This window comes from Olivibacter sp. EAT-5, from assembly GCF_044784325.1.
Taxonomy (GTDB): Bacteria; Bacteroidota; Bacteroidia; order Sphingobacteriales; family Sphingobacteriaceae; genus Olivibacter; species Olivibacter oleidegradans.
In genome coordinates this window covers 4,421,853-4,446,484 of the sequence record NZ_CP173028.1, presented here as the reverse complement: position 1 = coordinate 4,446,484, position 24,632 = coordinate 4,421,853, and the positions used below count along the sequence as shown (strand labels likewise).

The window sequence follows — 24,632 nt, the reverse complement described above, 5'->3', positions numbered from 1 at the left end:
AATCAAAACTTAAGCCCCTTCACTTTCATATGCCGAACCCTATACCTGATCTAAAGGTTTTCTTTTCCGGTCCTTAATTTGCTTAAAATGAGAGGGTGTTAACCCGGTGATTTTTTTAAACTGCGTAGATAGATGTTGAACGCTACTATAACCCAGTTTATACGCGATCTCACTCAATGTCAGCTCATTATATACAAGTAGTTCTTTAGCTCTTTCAATACGTTGCAAAATAATAAATTGCTCAATCGTAAGCCCTTCTGTCTGCGAGAATAAAGTACTAAGATAGTTATAGTCAATCGTTAGCTGTTGCTGGAGAAAAACGGAGAAGTTCACTTTCATGTTAATTTCGTCAACGTTGTGTATCCGTTCGATCAACAAGGTCTTCACCTTTTCAACCAATTTTTGCCTCTTATCATCAAGAAGTTCGAATCCAACCGCAGTCAATTCCTCTCTCAACATGTGATACCGTTCTTTAGGTAGGGCCTCCTTTAATGCGATCTCGCCTAAACTTACCGATACGGGTTGAATGCCCATCGTGTCCAAAATTTGTCTGACCACCATCACACAGCGATTGCATACCATATTTTTAACGAATAATCTCATGTCAGCGATATCCATTGTTATTAGCGATTTCACACAAAGTTCGGTAAAGAAAATGAAGAAGACATTATATAATTTCTTAAATTTTTTACAAGTTCCACGCCTCTACCCTACCTCTTCCAGCGCCAAGCGAATCGTAGCATAAATATAATCAAGTTCTTCATCCTTTATGCAATATGGGGGTAATAGATAAATCACATTGCCCAATGGTCGCATTAAGATCCCTTTTTGCAAAAAGTAATCGTAGAGTTGATCTCTTAAGGGGTTAAAATAGTTCGTTACATCGTCCGAACGCCATTCAATAGCCAGAATTGTTCCTAAAAAGCGGGTTGTCTGTACGTTGCGATGCCCTCTAATGGATCGCGCAAAATCGATATGGCGTGTTGTTATCCTTTGTATACAAAGCCGGGTTTCCTCTTTAAGCAGCAGGTCTAAACTTGCCAATGCAGCAACACATGCTAGTGGGTTCGCTGTATAAGAATGACCATGGAACAACGTTTTCGTTCGATCATTTGATAAAAAAGCGTGATAAATCGGTTCCGTGCACGATGTGACACCTAAGGGAAGTGTACCGCCGGTTAAGCCTTTCGATAAACACATGATATCCGGTTGTGTGTGCAAATAATCAGCAGCAAAGAGCTTTCCGGTTCGTCCGAAGCCCGTAAATACTTCATCTTGTATAAGTAAAATACCGAGTTCTTTGCAGAAACACAACAGCTCACTCAAGTGACTAGCTTCATACATTTTCATGCCTGCCGATCCTTGCACAAGCGGTTCATAAATAAAACAAGCAACCTCCTGCCGAATAGCATACAATTTTTCTTTAATTGTTTTTAGACTGAGTTCGTTTGGTACTTCCAGGAAGATAACTTCAAAGAGATAATTTTCAAAGGGTTTTGTCCAATTACTTCTTGCACTCACCGACATGGTGCCAAAGGTATCACCGTGGTAAGCGTCTTTCAGCGCAATAATTTTCTTTTTACATTGTCCAGTGTTATGCCAATACTGCAAGCACATTTTTAATGCTATTTCAACCGCAGTAGACCCATTATCGGAATAAAATATCTTACGCTGGTTGTCCGGTAAAATGCTCAATAAGCGCTCGGCTAGCGCGATAGCAGGCGAATGCGTAAAACCGGCGAATATCACATGCTCCAACTTGTGCAATTGCTTATAAAGTTGCTCCGCAATATAAGGATGCGCATGTCCATGTAAATTAACCCACCAAGAAGATATCGCATCGATATAGGAACGCCCATCTTCTGCATAAAGGTAGACGCCCTTTCCTTCAACAATAGCGATGGGAGGCCCATCTATCGGCAGCTGTGAATAGGGATGCCAAACAGCCGCTACATCACGCTGTGAGAGTGTTGTCTCGTGATTCATAAGTTAACCTAAATCTAATTTTTGATTTTCTTTTAAGGAGAATGGATGAAGCCCCAGCAACTCAAACATTGCTCTATCCTCCGTCAGCTTCGGGTTCGGTGTTACTAACAATTCCTCGCTTTCACTTGTAAAAATAGAATTAGCACCTGCCAGAAAGCACCAGGCTTGTTCGATTGTAGACATTTCGGATCGACCTGCACTGAGCCGTACCATCGCTTTTGGCATTAAAATACGAGCTGTTCCAATCATTCGTACCATTTCCCATATCTGCACCTTTGGCAAATCTGCCAATGGCGTACCACTGACGCGAGCTAAGGCATTAATCGGCACCGATTCTGGATGGCTCGGCATAGTGGCCAGTTTGTGAAGCATGGCGATCCGATCCTCTGCTGATTCTCCTAGACCAATAATTCCACCACAACAGACCGATATGCCAGCTCGCCTGACATACTCCAAGGTATTCAATCGGTCGTTAAAATTACGCGTGCTTATGATCTCCTGATAATAATTTTCTGAAGAATCGAGGTTGTGATTATAAGCCGACAAGCCAGCTTCCCGCAAGCGTTTTGCTTGATCAGCCGTTAGCATCCCCAAGGTACAGCAGACTTCCAGCCCTAAGGCGTACACACCTTTAACCATTTCCAATACGTTATCAAAATCACGGTTATTCCGTACTTCACGCCATGCCGCCGCCATACAGAAGCGTGTTGATCCAGACTCTTTTGCCCTTTTAGCACAAGCTATCACTTCGCCTACGTCCATTAATGGTTTAACCTTAATATTGGTGTGGTACCTGGCGGCCTGTCCGCAATATGCACAATCTTCCGGGCACCCTCCTGTTTTTATTGATAGTAAGGTGCAAACCTGAACTGTAGACGGATCATGCCACTGGCGATGAATGTGTGCCGCCTCGTAAGTTAAAGTCAACAAACTCATATGGTAGATACGGCGTACTTCTTCGATCGACCAATCGTTGCGAATTTTATTTTGCTGATTCATTTTTTTTTATTTTACTATTTATCGATAAGTGTAAGCTACTGTAGCGGATCACTTCGTTATTTATTAAACTCAATTCAGGAACATGGATGATAGGAATCTCCTCGGAAACGTGACTCTCTATCGCCTCTTGGGAAGCTTTATTCATATTGCCATTAAATACCAGCGCCCCTATACGAACTTCTTTTCTACGTAAAATTTCATAGGAAAGAAGACTGTGGTTAATGCAGCCCAAGTAGTCTCTTATCACCAATATGGCTGTTGCACCAAGTTGCTTTATTAAATCAATCATAAAGAAATCACCTGATAAAGGCACGAGCAAGCCACCTGCCCCTTCAATAATCAACCGATTGGCAGTAAAAGGTGGTTGAAAATCATCTGGGTGAATAGCAATGTTCTCCGCAGCAGCCGCCTCATGTGGCGAAGCCGCCAATTGCAGCCGAAATCGCTCTTGATGAATGTGTGTCGATTCCGCATTTACCAAATGCTTGACTCGTTCACTGTCTGTATTGTCTAAGTCTCCGCACTGAATTGGCTTCCAATAGTCGGCTTTCCAATAAGATGCCAATACCGCTGAGACAATCGTTTTTCCCACCCCGGTGCCGATTCCCGTGATGAAGATATTTTTTTCATTCATTTTCTTAAAATAGGTTATTGTGTATACCATACTTTAACCGCATTAAATGCCGTTATTCATTTTTAATTAGCTGTTTCAGACGGAAGACAAGGCGTATGATATCCTCATCTTTATTATAACTGTGGAGGCAAACCCGTAAGCATTCGCGGCCTGGTTTCACGGTAGGGCTTTTTATTGCAGAAACATCGAAACCATGATGCTGCAGTATTTCGCTCCATTGCTCTACTTCCTGGTTACTTTTACCATAGATAATTTGTATTGGACTGAGAAAAGGGCCTCGCACTTCCCTTCCCAATGCTTGGTTAAAAAGCAAGCATTTTGCTTGAAGTAAAGCTTGATCGCATTCTGCCCTCGCCAAACGCTGATAAGCTAGTCGCACGGCTAATAATTGCCAATAGGATGCGGCCGTACTATAAATGAAGGGACGGCAGTAATTAATAAGATAGTCCTGCAATATCTTGCTTCCCAAAATAGCAGCTCCCTGTACTCCCAGTGCTTTCCCGAACGTAACGACGCGTGCAAAAACACGTTTTTCCAATCCCAGCAATTGTATCAATCCGCCTCCAAATACACCAATTGCATGCGCTTCGTCAACGATCAGCAACGCATTGTACCGATCACATACGTCAATTAAATCGCTAAGAGGTGCAAAGTCGCCGTTCATGGAGTAAAGGCTCTCCACTAACACAAAACACTTTCCACTGCGATATTTTTCCAACTTCCTGCGTAGATCGCTTATCTGGTTGTGCTTGAAATGAAGGGTGGTTGCCAAACTGAGACGACAACCATCAACAGCAGATGCATGTACACATTCATCTCTAACAATGAAGTCGCCTCGTTTAGCGAGCGCTGATATAAGTCCTAGATTAGCCAAGTAGCCTGTGTTTAAGAGAAGAGCCGATTCTGCTTGATGAAACCGGGCAATCTGGCCCTCTACCTCTTCTGCCAGCAAACTATTACCGGAGATTAGGCGTGAGCCGGTGGATCCTATAATAAATGATCCATCGCATTGTAAGCAGTCGACAAACGCTCTATTAGCCAGCGATCTCGACCAGCCAAAATAATCATTGGAGCAAAAGTCAATCAAACCATTGGGAACCCTTAGTTGCCGGAGACAACCTTCGTCCTTCCTTTTTGATAAAGCTTTAAGCATGTACAGATCCATCGCTTTCATACAAATCTTGCTTTATCCGGTTGATCCAATCTGAAAAAATACGCCGCTCCTTTATGATGAGGTAAGATGCATGTTGTCGCCATTCTCCATCGTATTCGGTAAGCTGGTTGACCATTTCTTCTAAATGCCCCTTTTCTTCCTGTATAATCGCCTTGACATTAACTTTGCTTCCATGACGCAGGAGCACTTCCTGATAGAGTGGGTACAACTCATCCGCCCGTAACTCAATGATGTAAGTCACCATTAGGTAGGCATAAAAGCGTAAACGATCAGGAGAAACGGCTAAGACGTCCTTAAAGTATCGATATACGTCTAAATTTAGCCTATCAAGATATTGTTTGCTCACTATGGGCGCCAACAGTTCATGTGTCTGATAAGTATTGCAATAAGTCCCTAACTTACGACTCTGCCTTTTTAGATGATAAGCGTGCCTATGCTCTTCGGCTGCATGTTTGAGTAGGGTTAAATTGAGTAACGCGTTGTCCTTAATTGCTGATATTTTGCAGGCGCCACTGTTTTCCATTAGCGATAACGTGTTTAGAAATTTGGCATGAGCGCAATCGTCTGCTACGATATCGTATAATAAATCTTTCATTGCTATTGAATTTTAGCCAAAAGTAGTATCTTGCCGGACGATACATATAGTCCAGTTTTAACTTCATGAGTAGTCCGGTTAAAATTCCTTTTAAAAGTCTTATTGTGTTGAGCAAGCAAGGCAATACACCCATATACCTACAGATTGCACGGCAACTTATCAATGCTATTCAACGCGGCGTTTTAATTACCGACACACAACTACCTGGAAGTCGGGCGCTTAGCGAAGATCTTGGTGTGCATAGAAAAACGGTTATTGCAGCTTATGACGAACTGTATACGCAAGGTTGGACGCAGAGCATTCCGAATAAAGGCACCTTTATTCGAAACCGTCTTAACAACGACTTGCCTGATCCTATAAAATATGACAGTGATTATTTAGCCAGCTATCCAAAAAAAACCGGCTTCTCGTTTAAACAGCGCATCCTGTTGGATCGACCGATCGCATTATCGACTTGCCACTTAGCCTTCAGCGATGGTCTACCTGATACGCGAATAGCTCCTTTAGATCGTTTGGCGAAAATTTACGGAGGTGTACTAAGAAGAAAAACGAGTGTAAGACATTTAGGGTATTCTCATTTGGAAGGCAACGAATATTATCGCGATAGTTTGGCATACTATCTGAACAATTCACGCGGCCTTCCCATAAAAAAAGAGAATATATTGACGACACGCGGTATACACATGGGCATTTATTTGGCATCCAGCGTCCTCATTAATACCGGTGAGCGGGTTGTTGTAGGAAACCTCAGCTATTATATCGCCAATATGATTTTTCAACAGGCTGGTGCAAAACTACATGCTGTGCCGGTAGACAAGGAGGGTATCTCTGTAGAAGCCATCCGAGCGCTTTGTGAAAAAGAAACTATACGGATGGTATATATAACACCACACCATCATTATCCGACTACGGTTACGTTAAGTGCTGAACGACGAATCGAATTGCTCAATTTGGCGAGTAAATATGGCTTTATCATTCTTGAAGACGATTACGATTACGATTTTCATTATACGAGCAGTCCGGTATTACCCCTCGCCAGTGCAGACAGTCAAGGCATGGTTGTATATATCGGCTCGTTTTGCAAAACGCTCGCACCGGGTTTGCGAACCGGTTACATCATTGCCCCGCAAAACCTGATAGAAGAAATCGGACGTTTCAGACGAATCGTTGACAGACAAAGCGATATGTTAATGGAACAAGCACTGGGCGAGTTATTAACGGAAGGAGAAATTCATAGACACCTAAAAAAAGCGATTAAAGTTTACGAACAGCGTTGTACCCATCTGTCTACCTTATTAAAGAATGAACTGAGTGATTACACCTCCTTCAAATCTCCACCGGGGGGATTAGCATTATGGTCTTTGTGGAAAAAAGAATTGAATCTGATGCGAATTAGCAAAAACTGTGCAAAATACGGCCTTCATTTGCCGCAAACCTTACTTTACCAAAATGAATTGACAACGGCTATGCGATTAGGCTTTGGAGACCTCAACACGAATGAGCTCACAGAAGCAGTTCACATACTAAAGCAGTCGGTGACGGAATCGCTATGATAACAAAAGTCTGTTCATTTGTTCAAGCAGTTCGTTAATTAGGGCTTCGCTCTTAACCATATGATGGTGACCGGTCCCATCATAGGCTTTATGTTTGATATCGCCATGTTTTTGCAGAAATCCCTGCATAAAGCTAAATGGTGAGATTTCGTCAAGACGATCGTAAAAAAGCAAGTGGTTTTCACAGGCGTAATTGTAAAGGTTATTCAGGTTGAAATAACTAACCTCAATATCAAACGACTTTTTAAAATCGCGGAAAAATTGTCGCTGCACATCAATTGGCACATTAGCTGTTGTCATTTGGGTGATAAAGTAGCTTTCGAGATCAATTAACGGAGCTAGGCTGACCAACAATGTTGGTTTTACGACGAAATCTTTGTAAGCGATGATATTGGCCATTGCACCTAGAGAGTGACCAATTAAAACGCTTGGGATACCAAAATGCCTGGTTATTTTTCGAATACTTTCAACATATAATAAGAGATTAGTCAACCTTCCTTGCGAAGAACCATTACCAGGAGCATCAAATGCGATTACTGTAAAGCGTGAACTGGACAAAAGACGTTCAATTAGATAATAGAAATCAGCTGCTTTAGAAGCCCAACCATGCGTTAGTAGTACAAGTTGATCACCATTTCCCCAAGCAAATGCATTAACCAAAAGCTCCTGATGATCAAAATAGGAATCGAAAACCGAAAACTCGATTTGTCTGGAACGTGCCAATAGCTCCTGCTGACTTGAACGTAAGGGAAATTTCGGAGAATAAAACAAGTAATCAAACATATATTGACAAACTGCATCAAATACTTGCTCTTTCACCAATGCTTGTATTTCCGAGGTCATCTGTTTAACCTTCCTCATAGTGTGTTTATTAAACAAAGATAAACTTTAACGGTTAGCGTATGTAATATCTGTGTCAAACAAAAGGCGCATTACAGCAGTAAGATATCAAAGGCATTTTATATCTTTATTTTCAGAATTCAGTAAAATCAATATATGAAAACATTAATTACGCAACTGGGCTTAGGCATCATTTCAGTAAGCATCTTTTTAACCGCATGTAACCAGGCACCTGAAGGAAAAAAACATGCTAATTGGGCCGACAGCAGTTTTCGGAGCGATACAACGGTTGTAGATACAAGTCATAGACCGACAGAACTATGTTTCTTCCGGTTAGAAGGGACATCCTCAAAAGACTCAACGTTTATCAATCTGTCCATTTTAGGTAATAGGGTAACCGGAAAATACAGTTGGATTCCTTTTGAAAAAGACAGTAGAACGGGCACCCTCACCGGTATAAAACGTGGAGACACCGTAGATGTGGTCTGGCACTTTGCACAAGAAGGAATAAAGGACACGCTGCGTACGGTGTTTCTTTTGCAGGGTGAACAACTTAAACAGAAGCCATTTAGTGTAAACCAGCAAACAGGAAGGCAATTCACCGACGACAAGTCTGCTTTTTCAATTTCTTATCAGAAAACCGATTGCTCCCTGCAACGATAAATGGTCCCGATATTACCCTTTTGAGCAAATTTTTCATTGCCTATGCGTGAATGACAAGCATTTTATCTATGTTTGCGTTTTGTTATAAACTTAGATAAGTTACATTTAGACACAATTATTCCGAAGAATAAATGAATCCTATCACTAAAGATATGACGGTTCCGGACTTGCTCAGAAATGTAGTGGAGCATATTCATCCCGACACACAGACTTTTCTAATTCATCATGAAGACAATCAGTGGAAAGAAATCTCTTATCGAGCAGCTCTTGATCATATTCAGGCGGTATCAGCATACTTACTCTCTATCGGTCTTAAAAAGGGCGATCGGGCGGCTCTCTTACTTGAAAATGGTCCTGACTATGTCTATTTTGATCAAGGATTACAACAAATTGGTGTTGTCAACGTATCGATATACCCCACGCTTCCCGAATCGGACACAGAATATATTTTGAATGACTCCGGCGCGCGTACGATTATTGTAAATACACCCTTTCTACTGAGAAAGATACTTAAGATTGCGAACAACTGTGAGGCATTAATTCGCATTATACCCACATTCGATGGCTACGAAAAGTATACCGAAAACCTGACGCTCCAAGCAGGCGTAGTGCCTTTCGCCAAGATCCTTCACGACGGAGCACTTTTACGTACAGCTTATGAAAAAGATATTGCGAGTGCAAGAGAAGGTATTTTAATGTCGGACATCTCCACCTTGATTTATACCAGCGGCACCACGGGCACACCTAAAGGTGTGATGCTCACCCACTCAAACCTAACTAATAACGTGAGGGCTTGTTTGGATCAAATTTTGGAAGTAGACCAACATGATACATTTCTTTCTTTTCTTCCTTTATCTCATGTCTTTGAACGTACAGCTACCTATCACGTGTGTCTAGCACTTGGAGCAAAAATAGCGTATGCCCAAAGCATTGATCTGTTGGCCAAAAACATGTATGAAGTAAAGCCGACAGTAATATGCGCCGTACCGAGGCTCTTGGAAAAAATACATGACAAAGCGATGAAAAATGGCACCCAAAGCGGAGGTGCTAAAGCAGCCATCTTTAAATGGGCATTGGGTACAGGTAAGCAATATCGAGAAAAAAAAGAGTTAGGCAAAAAACCCGGACCGATTTTAACCACACAATATAATTTGGCCGAGCGGCTTGTCTTTAACAAAATAAAAGAAAAAACAGGCGGAAGGCTAAAATTCATGATTTCCGGCGGAGGTGCATTGCCCCAGAATGTGGGCGAGTTCTTCGGAAACATAGGAATTAAGATTCTAGAGGGATATGGTCTTACCGAAACCTCGCCGGTGGTAGCCGTCACGGAATTCCACAGGCAAGTTTACGGAACAGTTGGACGGGTACTGCCCGGAATAGAAATCGCCATTCAGGACATTGAAAGCCTAAAGATACATACCGTACAAAGTCACGCTAGCTTTGATCCGAATCTTGAGACCGAAGAAGGCGAAATCATTATTCGTGGTCATTGCATTATGAAAGGTTATTGGAATAAACCGGAAGAAACCAAACATGTTATCGATAGCGACGGATGGTTCCATACAGGTGATATTGGAAAATTCTATAAAGGAAATTTAAAAATCACTGATAGGCTCAAGAATATGATTGTTAATGCCTACGGAAAAAATGTATATCCCACCCCGGTAGAGAATACGTACCTGAAAAGTAAACGAATCGAGCAAATCTTTCTTATTGGTGACAACAGGGAATATTTAACCGCACTCATTGTTCCCAATCAAGAGTTATTGAAAGAGACCTTTAATCTTCGCGAAAGTTTTTTTAATCAAGAGGATCCATTCATTGAAGATATTGCTATTATCGATTGGATAGAACAGGATATCAAAAGACTATCCAATGAACTGGCCAAATTTGAGCGTATTCGGTCATTTAAAGTAAAGAGAAAGCCTTTTAGTATTGATGCCGGTGAGCTTACACCAACACTGAAAGCTAAGCGAAAGGTCATTGAAAAAATATACGCAAAAAGTATTAATGAGCTGTATCAGACGAGCTAAGTTATTAATCGATACGAAAATTTTCACCCCATTTTTTGTTAGTATTGGCTTTTCATTTAAAAAAAAGTAGTAATAGGCACCTATTACTACTTTTTTTTAAATGAATCTTACGATAAGCTGTTAAACAGCCGCCTTTTCTTTGTCATAACTTTCGTTATGTACGCTTGACACCGCCCTACCCGATGGATCGTTCAAGTTTTGGAATGAGGCATCCCAAGCCAACGCCTCCGGCGTACTACAAGCTACCGACTTCACCGATGGCACGCATGCGGCCGCCGAATCGGAAGGAAAATGCTCACTGAAAATACTTCTATAAAAATATTCTTCTTTAGACATCGGTGGGTTTATTGGAAAACGATATTTAGCATTCGCTAATTCTTCGTCAGACACCGCATTCATTGCTTGTTCTTTCAACGTATCAATCCAGCTATATCCCACCCCATCAGAGAATTGCTCTTTTTGGCGCCATGCAATACTTTCCGGCAAATAATCCTCGAAAGCTTTTCGCAATATCCATTTCTCCATCTTGCCATTTCCTGCCATTTTATCCGCTGGATTTAGGCGCATAGCAATGTCCATAAACTCTTTGTCAAGGAAAGGTACACGTCCTTCAATTCCCCATGCCGCTAGTGATTTATTGGCGCGAAGGCAATCGTATAAATGAAGTTTACCTAACTTACGGACTGTTTCCTCGTGAAATTCTTTTGCATTCGGTGCTTTATGAAAATACAAATAACCTCCAAAAAGCTCGTCAGATCCCTCTCCACTTAACACCATTTTAATGCCCATTGACTTGATCACCCGTGCCAATAAGTACATGGGAGTAGACGCCCTGATCGTGGTTACATCATAAGTTTCCAGATGATAGATAACGTCTCTTATGGCATCCAAGCCTTCTTGTATAGTAAAATGAATTTCGTGATGAATTGTACCGATATGCTCAGCCGCTTTTTGTGCAGCCGCTAGATCCGGAGAACCTTTTAATCCCACCGCAAAGGAATGCAACGAAGGATACCAGGCATTCTCCTTGTCGTCCGACTCAATTCGCTTGGACGCAAATTTTTTAGTGATAGCCGCTATAATGGATGAATCTAAACCGCCAGACAATAAGACGCCATAAGGTACGTCGGACATCATCTGCCGATGAACGGCATCTTCCAATCCTTTTCGCAACGCGGCGATATCCGATTCATTATTTGCAACGCTTTCATAACTTTCCCAATCCCTTCTATACCAACGTTGTAATTCTTGTCCCTGCGCACTGTAAATATAATGACCAGGTTTAAACTCCTGTATGCGGTTACAAATACCTTCTAAGGCCTTCAGCTCGGAAGACACGTAGAAATTGCCGCTTTTATCCCAACCCATATAAAACGGGATGATACCGATATGATCTCGTGCTATCAAATAGACGTCTTTCTCTGTATCATACAAAGCAAAGGCAAAAATACCATTTAGATCTTCTAAGAAATCAACACCCTTTTCTTTATAAAGCGCTAAGATAACTTCACAGTCAGAATTTGTGGAAAAATTGTAATTTGGAAGCTGATCGCGAAGTAAACGGTGATTATAGATTTCACCATTAACGGCAAGAACAACTGTTCCGTCTTCACTATACAAAGGCTGCGTTCCTGATTTTGGATCTACGATGGCTAATCGCTCATGGGCTAATATCGCTTTGTCTGAGCTGAATATGCCTGACCAATCAGGCCCCCTATGGCGAATCTTCTTCGACATCTCCAACACTTGGGCACGCAAGTCCTGAGACTTTACTTTTAGGTCAAATGCACCAATAATTCCACACATAAATTTATTTTTTAATAGCTAAAATTAACAATTATAAATGTTTACAAATTAAAGAAAAATTATTCAATATTTGCAACATTTTATACTTTTTTCGATAATTTTATCAACATATATTACATTTCATTGAAAAAACACACAAACCAAGCTGAAAAAATCCAAAAACAAAAGATACAAACACCTGTCGCTCAGCAACTAATAAAATCGTTTTAAGTACATTTAATACGGATAAGTTAAGATTTTGCAGGTATAAAAGCGGTTAGGCCTGCGGTCTTTTCGGTTAATAACAAAAGTTTTACAAAAGTGGAAGACCCCTTTTGAAGGCTTCACTTTAACAGACAGATCAAAAAAAAAGCCGCAAGTATATTTTACCTGCGGCTTTGTATATTTTAAAGCTAAAAGCGCAATGGCTTAAGCTTCTGCTTTAACTTCAGCTGGAATTACCGATACGTAAGATTTGTTATTTGCTTTTTTGGTAAAAACAACTTTACCATCTACTAAAGCAAATAAAGTGTGATCTTTACCCATTCCTACGTTCTTATCCGGATGGTGTTTGGTTCCTCTTTGACGAACAATAATATTTCCTGCGATCGCAGCTTGACCGCCAAAAATCTTTACACCTAATCTTTTGCTATGTGATTCGCGACCGTTCTTCGAACTACCCGCACCTTTTTTATGAGCCATATCTTATCTTTATTTATGACGGCCAAGCCGTCTATTTAAAAATCAATTAAAGAGTAATATCTGTTATCTGGATTTTCGTAAATTGCTGACGGTGTCCGTTTTTCTTCTTGTATCCTTTACGGCGTTTCTTTTTGAAGACAATCACTTTATCTCCTTTTAAATGCGACAAAATCTTAGCCGAAACTTTAGCACCAGCTACACTTGGAGTTCCAATTGTAAACTTGCCACCGTCTTCTGCTAACAATACATTGTCAAATTCAATACTAGCGCCTTCATCCCCTTGTAAACGGTTTACAAAAAGATGCTGGTCTTTTGCAACCTTGAATTGCTGTCCGGCTATATTTACTATTGCGTACATTGTTAATTGTTTAGATATTAATATTTGTTTTAAATTTTGAAGCGCAAAGATATGCTTTATATTTCAAACTCGCAAGAGATTGTTGGTTATTAGTTATTAGTTATTAGTTATTAGTTGTTAGTTGCTAGTTGTTAGTTGTTGGTTATTGGTTGTTGGTTATTGGTTGTGGGTTGCGAGCCGTATCGAGTATGAAGTATCAAGACACCTGCCTACCGGCAGGCAGGCAAGTGTCAAAACCTATGTCTTATGTCCTATGTCTTATATCCTATGTTCAACACTTTAAGCTTCCTGTCAACTTTCCACGCACAAAAAAAAATTATTCATCGCTCATCACTCCTGCCTATCGGCGGGCAGGCAACATTCATCACTAAAACTCTATTCAACAACCCGACTACCTATCCCCTCTCCTCTTGCTTTTTATCATACAATATTGTATAATTGTATAAGTACTTATACAAATCAATTATGGACTTTTACCGAACCCCTGGCTATCTCATATTTGGCAGCCGCTTACGAAGATTGAGTGAATATTATATCAGCGAATTAAACAGCGTTTATCAGCAGCTGGGAATTCCTTTTGACACAAGCTGGTTTTCTTTCTTTTATATTCTTTCGAAAACGGAAGACATTTCGTTGGTTGACCTCTCCAATCGTCTACAGATTTCGCATTCATCCGTTAGTCAGATGATCCACAATCTTCGCCGGAAAAAGTTGGTAAAAAGCGTACGTGACAAACAGGATGGGCGGAAACAGGTTGTCACTTTAACCAAACTCGGCCGGAAAATGTTAGACGACATAAAACCGGTCTGGAAAAGCATCGAATCTGTTATGTCGGCATTTGAAGCCGAAGAGGAAAGTCTTACCGGCTTTCTTGAACGCCTAAGCAAATTGGAAAACGCGTTGAAAGCGAAACCGCTTGGTGAATGCATACTGGCTGACATGCAACTTGCACATTAAATTTTATGTTTATGGTATTTAAGTATGGAATTGATCGACTAACCGTTGCAAAAGCGTTAGCACTGGCTAATGGTGATCTAAAAGGTATTCTTACAAACGAGGCTATATTCAATATTACGCAAAGCTGCTCCTATGTAGACGAAATCGTAGATAAGAATAAAGTAGTGTATGGCATTAACACCGGTTTCGGTCCTTTGTGCGACACGTTAATATCAGCCTCAGACACGGCCAAACTGCAACACAATCTATTGATGAGCCACGCTGTAGGTGTTGGCGAGTTCGTATCTACCGAAATTTCAAAGATCATGCTTATCATTAAATTACATGCGCTTTGTTTAGGCTATTCCGGTATCAGGTTGTCGACCATCGAACGGATACATTGGTTCATCGAAAAAGATATACTCCCTTGCGTACCCGCTCAGGGTTCTGTTGGCGCTTCCGGTGATCTGGCGCCACTTTCTCATTTATTTTTACCACTTATTGGTTTAGGTAACGTTTACTACAAGGGACGCATGAGCGATACAGGCGATGTATTAAGGCAAGAAAACATCGAACCGCTCCAGTTGGGCCCAAAGGAAGGTTTGGCACTTATCAATGGCACTCAATTTATTGCAGCCCATGCGGTTCATGCCTTAGCGCGTTTTCACAATGCCTTAGATGCCGCTGATCTTATCGGTGCTATGTCTTTAGAAGGGTTGATGGGTTCTTCGAAACCATTCGATCCGCGTCTTCATGAGCTCAGGCCCTTTCCGGGTAACCGGTTTGTCGCAAGTAGAATATGGGCTTTATTAGCGGAATCGGAAATTATTCAATCACATGTCAATTGTGACCGAATACAGGACCCTTATTCGCTCCGTTGTATCCCTCAGGTGCATGGGGCATCGCGTACTGCTTGGCTTCACTTAAAACAATTAACAGAAATCGAATTAAATTCAGTTACAGACAATCCGGTAATTTTAGGTTCGTTGGATACAATAAGTGGTGGAAATTTTCACGGACAGCCATTAGCAATTCCCTTAGATTATGCTACTGTAGCAGCAGCGGAATTGGGGAACATCTCGGATAGGAGAAGTTACCTGATTATCGAAGGTCGTTATGGACTGCCGAAGTTATTGATAAAGAATGCCGGGCTGAACTCAGGCTTCATGATTCCACAGTACACAACCGCTGCCCTGGTTTCCGAAAATAAAGGCTTGTGCTTTCCCGCCAGTGCCGACAGTATTCCCACTTCTTTAGGACAGGAAGACCATGTTTCAATGGGATCCATTAGCGGCAGAAAACTAAATAAGGTTATCGAGAATTTAGAATACATCTTGGCCATCGAACTGTTATATGCTACCCAAGCTTTGGATTTTAGGCATCCTATTCGCTCAACCTCCGTGTTGGAAGCATGTCATAGCTTCGTGCGATCGCAGGTTGCTTATGCGGAGGAAGACCGGATCTTCTCAACGGATATACAACACTTAAAAAACTTAATTGCCAGTGGCAAGTTTGTTGCTCGAGCGAACGAAGTGGCATTAAAATACCAAATAAACTTAAATGATAAAGACTATGAACAGTTCCAGCTTTCTTGAAAAATATGCACAACATCCCTTTTACAAGGCCCCTGTTGGAAATCAGCTGCATGCCAAAAATTGGCAAGCCGAGGCGGCCTTACGCATGTTGTTAAATAATCTAGACGCGGAAGTAGCCGAAAACCCTGAAGAACTCGTGGTATATGGAGGCATTGGACAAGCTGCCAGAAATAAAGAATCACTTCGCCAAATAATTACCCTTCTATTAGAGCTGGATGAACATCACTCGCTGCTTATTCAATCAGGCAAACCTGTTGGGGTCGTACGTACACATCCCGAAGCACCAAGAGTTTTAATTGCTAATAGCAATTTAGTTCCTGCTTGGGCGACCTGGGACCATTTCAATGAACTTCGGAGCCGGGGACTAATGATGTATGGTCAAATGACGGCGGGTAGTTGGATTTATATAGGTACACAGGGCATTCTACAGGGCACTTACGAAACCTTTGTTTCCTGTGCTGCGCAATATTTCAATGCCAACCTATCGGGAAAATTATTAGTAAGCGCAGGACTTGGCGGTATGGGTGGAGCCCAACCTTTAGCAGCCACCATGGCGGGGGCTGTTTTCCTAGGAGCTGATGTAGATCCTTCTCGGATTAAGAAAAGGATCGAGACCGGGTATATAGACCGAATGACGGATTCTTTTGAGGAGGCGGTTCATTGGACCCGAGCGGCTCAATCATCCAAAACACCGTTATCTGTAGGCTTAGTGAGTGACGCGGGAGATCTACTCCAACAACTATTGGATCACGGAATAATACCGGACATATTAACCGATCAAACCTCTGCCCACGATCCCATCAATGGCTATATTCCTCACAGCCTTTCACTTTCAGAAGCACTTAAATTAAGAAAGGCTAACCCATCACATTACAAGGAGTTGTCAATTAAAAGTATGGTCAGACATGTAAGACTTATGCTGGCCTTGAAGGCAAAGGGGGCGATCACGTTCGATTATGGAAATAATTTACGTGAATTTGCTAGACAAGGCGGGCTCACCAATGCGTTCGACTTCCCAGGCTTCACACCTGCTTTTATACGTCCTTTATTCTGTGAAGGCAAAGGCCCTTTCAGGTGGGTTGCCCTATCGGGAGATCCGGAGGATATTTATACCACAGACGACGCCCTGATAAAAACGTTTCCTGCAAATAAAGGTTTACGTAATTGGTTGTTGAAAGCCCGTGAAAAAGTAAAGTTTCAAGGTCTGCCTGCTCGTATTTGTTGGCTGGGAATGGGTGAACGCGAGAAAGCGGGCTTGCTGTTTAACGACTTGGTACGTAGTGGTAAAGTAAAGGGGCCGATTGTTATTGGCCGGGACCATTTAGACTGTGGTTCAGTGGCGTCGCCAAATCGTGAGACAGAGGCAATGCTCGACGGATCGGACGCCGTGTCTGATTGGCCTTTATTAAACCTTATGAGCAACACCGCCAGTGGGGCTACCTGGGTTTCCTTTCATCATGGAGGAGGTGTGGGAATGGGCTACTCACAGCACGCCGGTATGGTTGTTTTGGCGGACGGTACGGATCGGGCTGACGCTTGTTTAAGACGGGTATTGTTCAACGATCCGGCAATGGGCATATTCAGGCACGTAGACGCAGGCTATGAGCGAGCTGAATTGTGCAATAGGAAGTTTAACTTGAAAAATTGGTGAGACAAAATATATTCATGAAAATCATAGGTCCTTTCGCACAAATCGTAACAATGGCAGGTCTTCCAATTAAGGGTAGCTTAAAGGATGAACAACTGCAAATTCTGGAACAAGGAGGCGTTCTAATTAAAGGCGAATACATCGTTGCTGTTGACACCTTCAACAACCTTCGCCGCGCTTATCCCGATGTAGTGATAGAAGAAACGGATTCAGTGCTAACGCTTATACCGGGGTTCGTCGATTGTCACACCCATATCTGCTATGCAGGCAACAGGGCTCGCGACTATGCCATGCGCGTTGCAGGGAAAAGCTACCTTGAGATAGCGCAGGCAGGAGGTGGTATATGGGAAAGCGTCCAACATTGTCGATCATCTACCGAGCAGGTGCTGGTTGACGGTATAGTACGGCGATCGACGGAAGCTTTAAGCCGTGGAACAACAACCATGGAAGTCAAAAGCGGATACGGCCTGAATAATGAAAACGAACTGAAGATGTTGAGGGCCATCAAGCAAGCAGATAAACTTATTCCGGTAGATTTAATACCAACCTGTTTGGCAGCACATACCCTCCCCCTTGATTTTGATGGCAGTCGGGACGAATATCTCAACAATATAGTAACGCAACTCCTTCCAATCATTGAGCAAGAGAAACTTAGTGCGCGCTTCGATATTTTTATTGAGCAATCTGCCTTTTCCCCTTTGGAAGCAAAAGAGTTCTTAAAGAAAGTAAAAGCTAAAGGTTTTGAGATTACGATTCATGCGGACCAATTCACCCCCGGGGGGGTACCGATAGCCGTTATGCTCGGGGCTCGATCAGCTGATCACTTGGAGCACAGTGGTGAAAAGGAAATAAGTTTGCTTGCTCAGTCGAACACTGTTGCCGTCTGTTTACCGGGAGCCTCGTTAGGACTTGGGATTCCTTTTAGCCCTGCCCGCAAACTTTTGGATGAGGGGGCAGGTTTAGCGATCGCAAGCGACTGGAATCCCGGTTCAGCTCCGATGGGACAATTGCTGACGCAGGCCTCCATTTTAGGAACCTTTGAAAAGCTGACCATGGCAGAAACCCTAGCGGGGCTTACCTATCGCGCTGCTTATGCGCTGAACTTACTAAACCGGGGCAGGATTGCTGATCAACAGCTTGCCGATATGCAAGCTTATTCTACCTCAGATTATCGGGAGATATTGTATTATCAAGGAAGTATGAAATCGTCAAAAGTTTGGAAAAATGGAAAACTTATATTACAATAACACAATGTATGACGAACCGCAACACAACTGGTGGCATGGACGCGTAGATGGTCTCGGTCCTAATCATTTAAGATGGCACCAATGTGTGAGACTTCAATCGCTAAAGCAGGAAATACCCTTGACACCAAATGGTATCGCCCTGTTAGGTTTTGCTTGCGACGAAGGGGTAAGGAGGAACCGAGGCCGACAAGGTGCCGCTAAAGGCCCGGAGCATATAAGAAGGGCGCTTAGCAACCTGCCTTTGCAACCATCGATGCGCACTTTATATGATTTTGGTGACATAAAATGCCCGAATGGGGCACTGGAGACTACGCAAGATCTTTTAGCACACGCTGTCACCTCCCTTCTCGCATCCGGAAATTTTCCGATTCTTCTAGGTGGGGGGCATGAGCTGGCGCAACCACACTATCGTGGTATCAAAAAATTCGTGAACAACCCTTCCAAATCTATCGGAATTATCAATTTCGACGCACATTTTGATCTCCGAGAACCGGACGAAAATGGTGTAAGCTCCGGTACCGGATTTTGGGAGATCGCACAAACCAACCGGATCGAAAACCAACCATTCCACTACTTGGCATTAGGCATTCAGAAGACGAGTAATACTGTGCATCTATTCAATATAGCGGAGCGGTTGGGAGTCCGGTATATAGAAGCTTCCGATTTTCATTATATGAATTATGGTTTTCTACAAGAAATGCTGAACACGTTTATAGCGGAAAACGACTTCCTGTATTTAAGTATAGACATGGATGTGTTTGCTTCTGCATTTGCTCCAGGGGTGAGTGCGACTTCCTATAATGGGATATACCCCGACTTCGTCTTTTCATCCTGTGTACAGCAGATAATAAATAGCAAAAAAGTATTAAGCATAGGTATAGCAGAGACAAATCCGCTATACGATATAGATGATCGCACAGCCAAGCTGGCAGCCTCGATTCTCATGCAAGCTACAGAAACACTGAGCAACATTTAATTTCTGTCTTCTGCATCCGTTAGGATACGCCGCACTTCGCTGACCATAGTTTTGGCGGCCTCAGTAAGTTTAGGGTCCCCATCAAAATTAGAATCAAAAAGCATTTGCTTACTTTTCTCTTTGTAATTGAATTTCAGAAAAAATCGCACCACATTTTTGGTGGTATCCACACCTGCAGCTTTATTGGTCATGTCGTCCGGAAAGTTCCAAAAGCCATATTCCGTTGCCTTTCGATGTAAATAAAGTAAATCATCTTTTCGTAGTTTCAGCGTACTCTTAACTAAAGAATCCCTCCGATTCATATATTGATATTCTTGGGTTTTGGAGTTGTACTTGTTTAGCATATGATCAGGTGTCCCATAATTGAATTCAACAGACTCAAAATCGGAAAATCGGAACGGGGCGTTTTTTATCATATTACTATAATAGAAAATACAATAACCTAAAAAAGGCACAATAATACAGATATAAAGGAAGATTTTTTTAGAGCGTTCACTCATGGTATATAGTTTTTAAAAGTATTGTTTTGTTCCTGATGTATAAAATTGACTAGGGCTTTATTTCGTCGTGTGGTGAGATTTTGGTATCCATGATATCTTCATTTACGGCATTCGGATTAAATTCGTTTTCCCATTTAGCTACTACCACAGCTGCTAAACAATTTCCGAGCACGTTAACTGAAGTTCGGGCCATATCCATTAATTCATCGATGCCCAGAATAATAAAAATGGGCCAAACAGGTAAACCAAAAGAGGCGGCCGTTCCCATCAAAATCACTAAAGACGCGCGAGGAATACCCGCAACACCTTTGCTGGTGATCATCAAAGTAAAAACCATCAGCAATTGTTCTCCAAAGGATAAATGAATCCCGGCAGCCTGGGCGACGAAGACGCTAGCCAAGGAAAGGTATAACGTAGTACCATCTAGATTAAAACTATACCCCGTAGGCATTACAAAGGCCACTATCTTACGCGGTACACCGATGCTTTCCATAGCTTCCATGGCCCTTGGCAAGGCCGCCTCTGAACTGGTAGTAGCAAAGGCAATAGATACCGGTTCGCCAACGGCTTTGATAAAACGTTTAATTGGTAAACCGATTATTAAACCAATAGGCAATAATACCAACAAAATGAATGCGATAAGCGAAACATAGAGCGTGGCTAGTAATTGAAAAAGGTTGACCAGAACGCCAAGCCCCATGTGCCCCACCGTATAGGCCATAGCCGCCCCCACGCCGATGGGAGCAAAATACATGACAATATTGGTGAATTTGAACATGACTTCTGATAAACTTTCGGTAAAATTTACCATAGGCATCCTCTTTTTTTCGGGTACCATAATTAAGGCTAAACCAAAAATCACACTGAAAATTACCACTTGCAATACTTCACCTTCCGCTACTGATTTTGCAATATTTTCGGGAAAAATATGAAGAATAATATCGTTTACGGTTTGTGGCTTGACATCCGGCAACTCCTCATGCTGATTTGCGGGAGGAATAATTCCCATACCCGCTTTACTGATATTAATAGCAGCCAAGCCGATAAACAAAGCGATGGTGGTAACCAACTCAAAATACAACAAGGACTTCCAACCCATCCGACCAACTTGCTTTATGTCAGAGTGTCCTGCGATACCATAAACCAAAGTTGCGAAGATCAAAGGCGACACAATGGTTTTAATTAACTTAAGAAATGCTTTACTTGCCACTTGTAAAGCCATCCCTACCTGCGGCCAATCATGTCCGATACTTGCGCCAATGACCAATGAAATCAAAATCCATGTCGTTAGCGTTCTCTTCCTAAATCCGTATAGTATTAAACCGATTATAGCAAGCCATCTAAAAAAAAACAATACCTGAGGGGGAATTACGTTAAAAATAAAATCGACAGCATATAATAAAGCGGCAATACTTACAGTGATTAGGGTAAAAAATACGGCTGATTTTGACTTCATATAATACATTAAGCAGTTCGCAATTCCACAAAAATAACCATTTAGCTTAAGCTTCCAATAAATAGATGTAATTTTACCAACGATAAAAAATGATTGCCTAAAAAATCCAAGGTAAAAAAGACAAAAAATTGTAACACGGACTAATTCCATTAGTCTAAACCTTAGTTGCTAAGAAAATGACGCGAAAAGAGGCCCTATTTAAGGATATTTTTGACAAAAATAACAGAAAGGTGTATCACCTCTGTTATGGTTATACCGGAGATAGCGAGGCTGCAAATGATCTTATGCAAGAAACCTTTATCAAGGTTTGGCAAAATCTTGATAGATTTAGAAACCAATCTCAAATATCAACCTGGATTTATCGAATTGCCGTAAACACCTGCTTATCCTATCTGCGTGTTGAAAAGCGAAAAGCCACCGACGAAATTAACGAACGGATTATCGAAACCAAAGCCGATGATGTTTCCGATAAGCAAGAGCAGGTAAATCAACTATACAAGTGTATATCACAACTAGAAGAAAATGAGAGAATTATTATCACAATGGTTTTAGATGAAATACCTTATCAGGAAATCGCCGAAATATCAGGTATCTCGGAGGGAAATCTGCGGGTAAAAATACATCGGATTAAGAGCAAGCTAACAGAAATATATAATCGCCATGAAAGATTTTAATGAATTAAAACAGCTTTGGCACGTGCAGCAGGAACATGATGGTGTTAGCTACGATGCTATCCTAAATACAGTTAAACAGACGAAAAACAAGTATACTGCTAAACTTTTAAGCCATGTTATTAGCATTGCGGTCATCGTTCTGATAACAATCTATATTTTTATTTCTTTCCGGTTCCACACGTGGACGACTTTACTATCAATGTTCATTGTCATTACCTGTTTAGTATACTATATGTTAATCCAAATAAAGGATTATCGATCTATCAGCAGCAGCGAGAGTTTACTGAACAAGCCGGAAGCCTATATCGCTTATTTGCAAGCGTATAAACAGCACCGTTACCGATTGAACACCCGAAATTACACGATTTATACCATTAGTTTATCCATTGCATTGATTCTATACTTAATCGAAATGTCTTTTTACGTATCAACCTTTGCCCTCGTCTTATTTGTTATTGGTACCATTATCTGGTTTTTGATATGTTATTTTGTGCTAATGAAAGTTTACATAAAAAAGGAAAGTGAGCGGCTGGAAGAGCTGATCAACAAGCTTAAAAAACTAGAGGAGCAGTTCAGGGATTAATTCTTTGTTTTTTTGTTTGAACGCCATTTCTTCCGACGGCCAAACAAAACAGCGGTAAATTGCGTATCTTGATAAGCTTATTGCGATAAACAAGGACGCACATGTATAAGACAGCGTTAAACGAAGACGAACTCGTAAAATTACTAACCGGCGTTACTTATACTGCTTTAGCACGTCGCCTGCTAAAGAACTTTAAAAAGGCCGGTCTCCAAATTACCATAGAGCAATGGGCCATTTTAGATGTACTTTGGCGTGCTGATGGCTTAACGCAACAAGAACTAGCTTCTCAATCTTTCCGGGATAAACCAAGTATAACACGACTGATTGACAATTTAGAGAAGCTCAACCTAGTAGTTCGTATTCCTGATAAATTTGACAAGAGGGTTAACCGTATTTTTCTTACTCACAAAGGACAAATACTTCAAAATAAAACGAAGCAACAAGCGGAAAAAACCATGGACGAGGCACTGGTGAATATTACGCCTGACCAACTTGCCCTGTGCAATCAAGTATTAACGACTATTTTTAAGAACTTAGCTGAATGATATCCCCGATTCTATCCTTATCTTTGCCTCAATGATTGAAATATTTACGGATGGGGCTTCCAGTGGAAATCCGGGACCGGGAGGTTATGGGGTAATTCTCAGGGCCGGACAATACTATAAAGAATTATCTGAAGGATTTAGAAAGACCACGAACAACCGAATGGAATTGCTGGCGGTTATTGTTGGACTAGAAGCACTAAAGAAGCCGGGGCATCATGTCACCATTTATTCAGATTCAAAATACGTTATTGATGCTGTTGAAAAAAAATGGGTGTTTGGCTGGTTGAAAAAAGGCTTTGCGGGAAAAAAAAATATGGATTTGTGGTTACGGTTTCTACAGGTGTACAAACTTCATCAAATCAAATTCGTATGGGTAAAAGGACATGCCGGCCATCCCGAAAACGAACGCTGTGATCAATTGGCGGTGCAGGCAGGAAAAGACAAACAAAATCTTAAGATTGACCGCGTTTTCGAAATGGAAAACGGACCGAATTAATGTTCTAATCGATTAGGATGCGAAATGAAGCTTGCCAAAAAAGGCCGGTAGATGAAAGTTTGGCTTAGGATTATCAATGGGCGCCCAAGACAAGAAATGCGGAATAGGCAGATCATCTCCACATTTATAGAAATTCGCTAGGCATTCGCGTGCCTTTAATGAGTTAATGCTATCTTCCTTAAAAACACTAAAAGGAATATTCGCCACTAGATCCCATTGCACGCCATTAGGTGTTGCATGGATATTGGTGTCTCGATAAATACTACCAATGCGATCTTGAGAAGCCAGTTGTCTTTTTTCCATGATTTGACTACCGTATGCCGACAACATCGTGCCAATACAATTGAATTCGAAATTATAATAATTACTGCCATCAAAAGAAATAAAGAATTCGACACAGCTATCCCGATATACCGGTTCGTTATTATGGAGGTAGGCTGCACGGATATGTTTTTCGAACACTTCATAATATAATAAAATGCTTTCATCCGTATAGGCAATTTTGAAGCTTACCTTTGGTACATAGTAATATTCTTTCCAGTTTAGGGATGCAATGGCATGTGCTTCCATCATTGAAAATACGGAACGAATGGCCTTTCCTGTAGCGGTGCTATCCAATGAAGGTATATAGGGAACTTCTAGACTCATGGCAGT

Annotated in this window: 25 protein-coding genes; 12 read left to right on the top strand and 13 right to left on the bottom strand. The window is 41.6% G+C overall.

Features of this window, described 5'->3' with window-relative positions; genetic code table 11:
• Positions 1 to 39: 39 nt before the first annotated feature.
• The 6 genes from ACH11B_RS18435 to ACH11B_RS18410 all read right to left on the bottom strand — a co-directional run bounded on the left by ACH11B_RS18435 (position 40) and on the right by ACH11B_RS18410 (position 5,388).
• On the bottom strand, positions 40 to 636 hold the full coding sequence (locus ACH11B_RS18435) for an AraC family transcriptional regulator (RefSeq protein WP_341273594.1): 597 nt from the start codon (positions 634 to 636) through the stop codon (positions 40 to 42).
• Between the two features lie 69 nt (positions 637 to 705).
• On the bottom strand, positions 706 to 1,986 hold the full coding sequence (gene bioA / locus ACH11B_RS18430; RefSeq protein ID WP_130857813.1) for an adenosylmethionine--8-amino-7-oxononanoate transaminase: 1,281 nt from the start codon (positions 1,984 to 1,986) through the stop codon (positions 706 to 708).
• 3 nt (positions 1,987 to 1,989) lie between these two features.
• Positions 1,990 to 2,985 (bottom strand): biotin synthase BioB, encoded by a 996-nt coding sequence (gene bioB / locus ACH11B_RS18425; RefSeq protein WP_130857814.1) that lies wholly within the window; start codon positions 2,983 to 2,985, stop codon positions 1,990 to 1,992.
• A complete protein-coding gene (gene bioD / locus ACH11B_RS18420; RefSeq protein ID WP_377609103.1) occupies positions 2,969 to 3,649 on the bottom strand; it encodes a dethiobiotin synthase in 681 nt (226 codons plus the stop codon). Before bioD ends, bioB begins: the two co-directional genes overlap by 17 nt.
• Positions 3,650 to 3,671: 22 nt before the next feature.
• Positions 3,672 to 4,793, bottom strand: coding sequence for an aminotransferase class I/II-fold pyridoxal phosphate-dependent enzyme (locus ACH11B_RS18415; RefSeq protein ID WP_377609105.1), 1,122 nt, complete (start codon positions 4,791 to 4,793; stop codon positions 3,672 to 3,674).
• Positions 4,765 to 5,388 (bottom strand): hypothetical protein, encoded by a 624-nt coding sequence (locus ACH11B_RS18410; protein WP_130857817.1) that lies wholly within the window; start codon positions 5,386 to 5,388, stop codon positions 4,765 to 4,767. Before ACH11B_RS18410 ends, ACH11B_RS18415 begins: the two co-directional genes overlap by 29 nt.
• A 104-nt stretch (positions 5,389 to 5,492) precedes the next feature.
• Between ACH11B_RS18410 and ACH11B_RS18405 the strand changes: the two genes are divergently transcribed.
• The gene (locus ACH11B_RS18405; RefSeq protein WP_404273981.1) at positions 5,493 to 6,941 is read left to right on the top strand and encodes a PLP-dependent aminotransferase family protein; all 1,449 of its coding nucleotides are present in this window, start codon (positions 5,493 to 5,495) and stop codon (positions 6,939 to 6,941) included.
• Here ACH11B_RS18405 and ACH11B_RS18400 read toward each other — a convergent pair.
• Positions 6,936 to 7,802: an alpha/beta fold hydrolase gene (locus ACH11B_RS18400; protein ID WP_130857819.1), complete on the bottom strand. Its 867-nt coding sequence runs from the start codon at positions 7,800 to 7,802 to the stop codon at positions 6,936 to 6,938. The two genes, ACH11B_RS18405 and ACH11B_RS18400, sit on opposite strands and share 6 nt — an antisense overlap.
• Positions 7,803 to 7,937: 135 nt before the next feature.
• Here ACH11B_RS18400 and ACH11B_RS18395 point away from each other — a divergent pair, with 135 nt between their 5' ends.
• Both ACH11B_RS18395 and ACH11B_RS18390 read left to right on the top strand, forming a co-directional pair.
• Complete coding sequence (locus ACH11B_RS18395; protein ID WP_013666570.1) at positions 7,938 to 8,444, top strand: hypothetical protein; 507 nt, start codon at positions 7,938 to 7,940, stop codon at positions 8,442 to 8,444.
• 131 nt (positions 8,445 to 8,575) lie between these two features.
• Positions 8,576 to 10,477 carry an AMP-dependent synthetase/ligase gene (locus ACH11B_RS18390; protein ID WP_377609109.1) on the top strand — a complete coding sequence of 634 codons (1,902 nt, stop codon included), beginning with the start codon at positions 8,576 to 8,578 and terminating at the stop codon, positions 10,475 to 10,477.
• A gap of 120 nt (positions 10,478 to 10,597) precedes the next feature.
• On the opposite strand, the gene asnB is transcribed toward ACH11B_RS18390, so the two are convergent.
• The 3 genes from asnB to rplU all read right to left on the bottom strand — a co-directional run bounded on the left by asnB (position 10,598) and on the right by rplU (position 13,322).
• Positions 10,598 to 12,283 (bottom strand): asparagine synthase B, encoded by a 1,686-nt coding sequence (gene asnB / locus ACH11B_RS18385; protein WP_013666568.1) that lies wholly within the window; start codon positions 12,281 to 12,283, stop codon positions 10,598 to 10,600.
• Positions 12,284 to 12,691: 408 nt separating this feature from the next.
• Positions 12,692 to 12,964, bottom strand: coding sequence for a 50S ribosomal protein L27 (gene rpmA / locus ACH11B_RS18380; RefSeq protein WP_013666567.1), 273 nt, complete (start codon positions 12,962 to 12,964; stop codon positions 12,692 to 12,694).
• Positions 12,965 to 13,010: 46 nt separating this feature from the next.
• On the bottom strand, positions 13,011 to 13,322 hold the full coding sequence (gene rplU, locus ACH11B_RS18375; protein WP_013666566.1) for a 50S ribosomal protein L21: 312 nt from the start codon (positions 13,320 to 13,322) through the stop codon (positions 13,011 to 13,013).
• A 465-nt stretch (positions 13,323 to 13,787) separates the two neighbouring features.
• Here rplU and ACH11B_RS18370 point away from each other — a divergent pair, with 465 nt between their 5' ends.
• The 5 genes from ACH11B_RS18370 to hutG are packed head-to-tail and all read left to right on the top strand — an operon-like array spanning position 13,788 to position 19,724.
• On the top strand, positions 13,788 to 14,279 hold the full coding sequence (locus tag ACH11B_RS18370; RefSeq protein ID WP_377609111.1) for a MarR family winged helix-turn-helix transcriptional regulator: 492 nt from the start codon (positions 13,788 to 13,790) through the stop codon (positions 14,277 to 14,279).
• 11 nt (positions 14,280 to 14,290) lie between these two features.
• A complete protein-coding gene (hutH, locus tag ACH11B_RS18365) occupies positions 14,291 to 15,853 on the top strand; it encodes a histidine ammonia-lyase (protein WP_377609113.1) in 1,563 nt (520 codons plus the stop codon).
• Positions 15,831 to 17,504, top strand: coding sequence for a urocanate hydratase (gene hutU, locus ACH11B_RS18360; protein WP_377609115.1), 1,674 nt, complete (start codon positions 15,831 to 15,833; stop codon positions 17,502 to 17,504). Before hutH ends, hutU begins: the two co-directional genes overlap by 23 nt.
• A 14-nt stretch (positions 17,505 to 17,518) precedes the next feature.
• On the top strand, positions 17,519 to 18,748 hold the full coding sequence (hutI, locus tag ACH11B_RS18355; RefSeq protein ID WP_130857823.1) for an imidazolonepropionase: 1,230 nt from the start codon (positions 17,519 to 17,521) through the stop codon (positions 18,746 to 18,748).
• Positions 18,726 to 19,724, top strand: coding sequence for a formimidoylglutamase (hutG, locus tag ACH11B_RS18350; RefSeq protein WP_377609117.1), 999 nt, complete (start codon positions 18,726 to 18,728; stop codon positions 19,722 to 19,724). The genes hutI and hutG overlap by 23 nt, the downstream gene beginning before the upstream one ends.
• Here the strand turns inward: hutG and ACH11B_RS18345 are convergent.
• Both ACH11B_RS18345 and ACH11B_RS18340 read right to left on the bottom strand, forming a co-directional pair.
• Positions 19,721 to 20,224, bottom strand: a complete 504-nt coding sequence (locus ACH11B_RS18345; RefSeq protein WP_013666560.1) for a hypothetical protein — start codon at positions 20,222 to 20,224, stop codon at positions 19,721 to 19,723. The two genes, hutG and ACH11B_RS18345, sit on opposite strands and share 4 nt — an antisense overlap.
• 49 nt (positions 20,225 to 20,273) lie before the next feature.
• Positions 20,274 to 21,680 (bottom strand): dicarboxylate/amino acid:cation symporter, encoded by a 1,407-nt coding sequence (locus tag ACH11B_RS18340; RefSeq protein WP_013666559.1) that lies wholly within the window; start codon positions 21,678 to 21,680, stop codon positions 20,274 to 20,276.
• A 176-nt stretch (positions 21,681 to 21,856) separates the two neighbouring features.
• Between ACH11B_RS18340 and ACH11B_RS18335 the strand changes: the two genes are divergently transcribed.
• The 4 genes from ACH11B_RS18335 to rnhA all read left to right on the top strand — a co-directional run bounded on the left by ACH11B_RS18335 (position 21,857) and on the right by rnhA (position 23,978).
• Positions 21,857 to 22,354: an RNA polymerase sigma factor gene (locus tag ACH11B_RS18335; RefSeq protein ID WP_377609119.1), complete on the top strand. Its 498-nt coding sequence runs from the start codon at positions 21,857 to 21,859 to the stop codon at positions 22,352 to 22,354.
• Complete coding sequence (locus ACH11B_RS18330) at positions 22,341 to 22,937, top strand: hypothetical protein (RefSeq protein ID WP_377609121.1); 597 nt, start codon at positions 22,341 to 22,343, stop codon at positions 22,935 to 22,937. Before ACH11B_RS18335 ends, ACH11B_RS18330 begins: the two co-directional genes overlap by 14 nt.
• Before the next feature lie 101 nt (positions 22,938 to 23,038).
• Positions 23,039 to 23,482, top strand: a complete 444-nt coding sequence (locus ACH11B_RS18325; protein WP_013666556.1) for a MarR family winged helix-turn-helix transcriptional regulator — start codon at positions 23,039 to 23,041, stop codon at positions 23,480 to 23,482.
• 31 nt (positions 23,483 to 23,513) lie between these two features.
• Positions 23,514 to 23,978: a ribonuclease HI gene (gene rnhA / locus ACH11B_RS18320; protein WP_377609123.1), complete on the top strand. Its 465-nt coding sequence runs from the start codon at positions 23,514 to 23,516 to the stop codon at positions 23,976 to 23,978.
• Positions 23,979 to 23,990: 12 nt separating this feature from the next.
• On the opposite strand, the gene ACH11B_RS18315 is transcribed toward rnhA, so the two are convergent.
• The gene (locus ACH11B_RS18315) at positions 23,991 to 24,626 is read right to left on the bottom strand and encodes a carbohydrate-binding family 9-like protein (protein WP_377609125.1); all 636 of its coding nucleotides are present in this window, start codon (positions 24,624 to 24,626) and stop codon (positions 23,991 to 23,993) included.
• Positions 24,627 to 24,632: the final 6 nt, after the last annotated feature.

What these genes read in the sequence shown, in the direction of transcription:
- ACH11B_RS18390 (WP_377609109.1), top strand. Translation starts at nt 8,576, where the DNA reads ATGAATCCTATCACTAAAGATATGACGGTTCCGGACTTGCTCAGAAAT.
- ACH11B_RS18315 (WP_377609125.1), bottom strand. Translation starts at nt 24,626, where the DNA reads ATGAGTCTAGAAGTTCCCTATATACCTTCATTGGATAGCACCGCTACA.
- rplU (WP_013666566.1), bottom strand. Translation starts at nt 13,322, where the DNA reads ATGTACGCAATAGTAAATATAGCCGGACAGCAATTCAAGGTTGCAAAA.
- ACH11B_RS18345 (WP_013666560.1), bottom strand. Translation starts at nt 20,224, where the DNA reads ATGAGTGAACGCTCTAAAAAAATCTTCCTTTATATCTGTATTATTGTG.
- ACH11B_RS18335 (WP_377609119.1), top strand. Translation starts at nt 21,857, where the DNA reads ATGACGCGAAAAGAGGCCCTATTTAAGGATATTTTTGACAAAAATAAC.
- hutH (WP_377609113.1), top strand. Translation starts at nt 14,291, where the DNA reads ATGGTATTTAAGTATGGAATTGATCGACTAACCGTTGCAAAAGCGTTA.
- hutI (WP_130857823.1), top strand. Translation starts at nt 17,519, where the DNA reads ATGAAAATCATAGGTCCTTTCGCACAAATCGTAACAATGGCAGGTCTT.
- hutU (WP_377609115.1), top strand. Translation starts at nt 15,831, where the DNA reads ATGAACAGTTCCAGCTTTCTTGAAAAATATGCACAACATCCCTTTTAC.
- ACH11B_RS18330 (WP_377609121.1), top strand. Translation starts at nt 22,341, where the DNA reads ATGAAAGATTTTAATGAATTAAAACAGCTTTGGCACGTGCAGCAGGAA.
- bioD (WP_377609103.1), bottom strand. Translation starts at nt 3,649, where the DNA reads ATGGTATACACAATAACCTATTTTAAGAAAATGAATGAAAAAAATATC.
- bioB (WP_130857814.1), bottom strand. Translation starts at nt 2,985, where the DNA reads ATGAATCAGCAAAATAAAATTCGCAACGATTGGTCGATCGAAGAAGTA.
- ACH11B_RS18400 (WP_130857819.1), bottom strand. Translation starts at nt 7,802, where the DNA reads ATGAGGAAGGTTAAACAGATGACCTCGGAAATACAAGCATTGGTGAAA.
- ACH11B_RS18325 (WP_013666556.1), top strand. Translation starts at nt 23,039, where the DNA reads ATGTATAAGACAGCGTTAAACGAAGACGAACTCGTAAAATTACTAACC.
- rpmA (WP_013666567.1), bottom strand. Translation starts at nt 12,964, where the DNA reads ATGGCTCATAAAAAAGGTGCGGGTAGTTCGAAGAACGGTCGCGAATCA.
- ACH11B_RS18410 (WP_130857817.1), bottom strand. Translation starts at nt 5,388, where the DNA reads ATGAAAGATTTATTATACGATATCGTAGCAGACGATTGCGCTCATGCC.
- bioA (WP_130857813.1), bottom strand. Translation starts at nt 1,986, where the DNA reads ATGAATCACGAGACAACACTCTCACAGCGTGATGTAGCGGCTGTTTGG.
- ACH11B_RS18340 (WP_013666559.1), bottom strand. Translation starts at nt 21,680, where the DNA reads ATGAAGTCAAAATCAGCCGTATTTTTTACCCTAATCACTGTAAGTATT.
- ACH11B_RS18370 (WP_377609111.1), top strand. Translation starts at nt 13,788, where the DNA reads ATGGACTTTTACCGAACCCCTGGCTATCTCATATTTGGCAGCCGCTTA.
- rnhA (WP_377609123.1), top strand. Translation starts at nt 23,514, where the DNA reads ATGATTGAAATATTTACGGATGGGGCTTCCAGTGGAAATCCGGGACCG.
- ACH11B_RS18395 (WP_013666570.1), top strand. Translation starts at nt 7,938, where the DNA reads ATGAAAACATTAATTACGCAACTGGGCTTAGGCATCATTTCAGTAAGC.
- ACH11B_RS18415 (WP_377609105.1), bottom strand. Translation starts at nt 4,793, where the DNA reads ATGAAAGCGATGGATCTGTACATGCTTAAAGCTTTATCAAAAAGGAAG.
- hutG (WP_377609117.1), top strand. Translation starts at nt 18,726, where the DNA reads ATGGAAAACTTATATTACAATAACACAATGTATGACGAACCGCAACAC.
- asnB (WP_013666568.1), bottom strand. Translation starts at nt 12,283, where the DNA reads ATGTGTGGAATTATTGGTGCATTTGACCTAAAAGTAAAGTCTCAGGAC.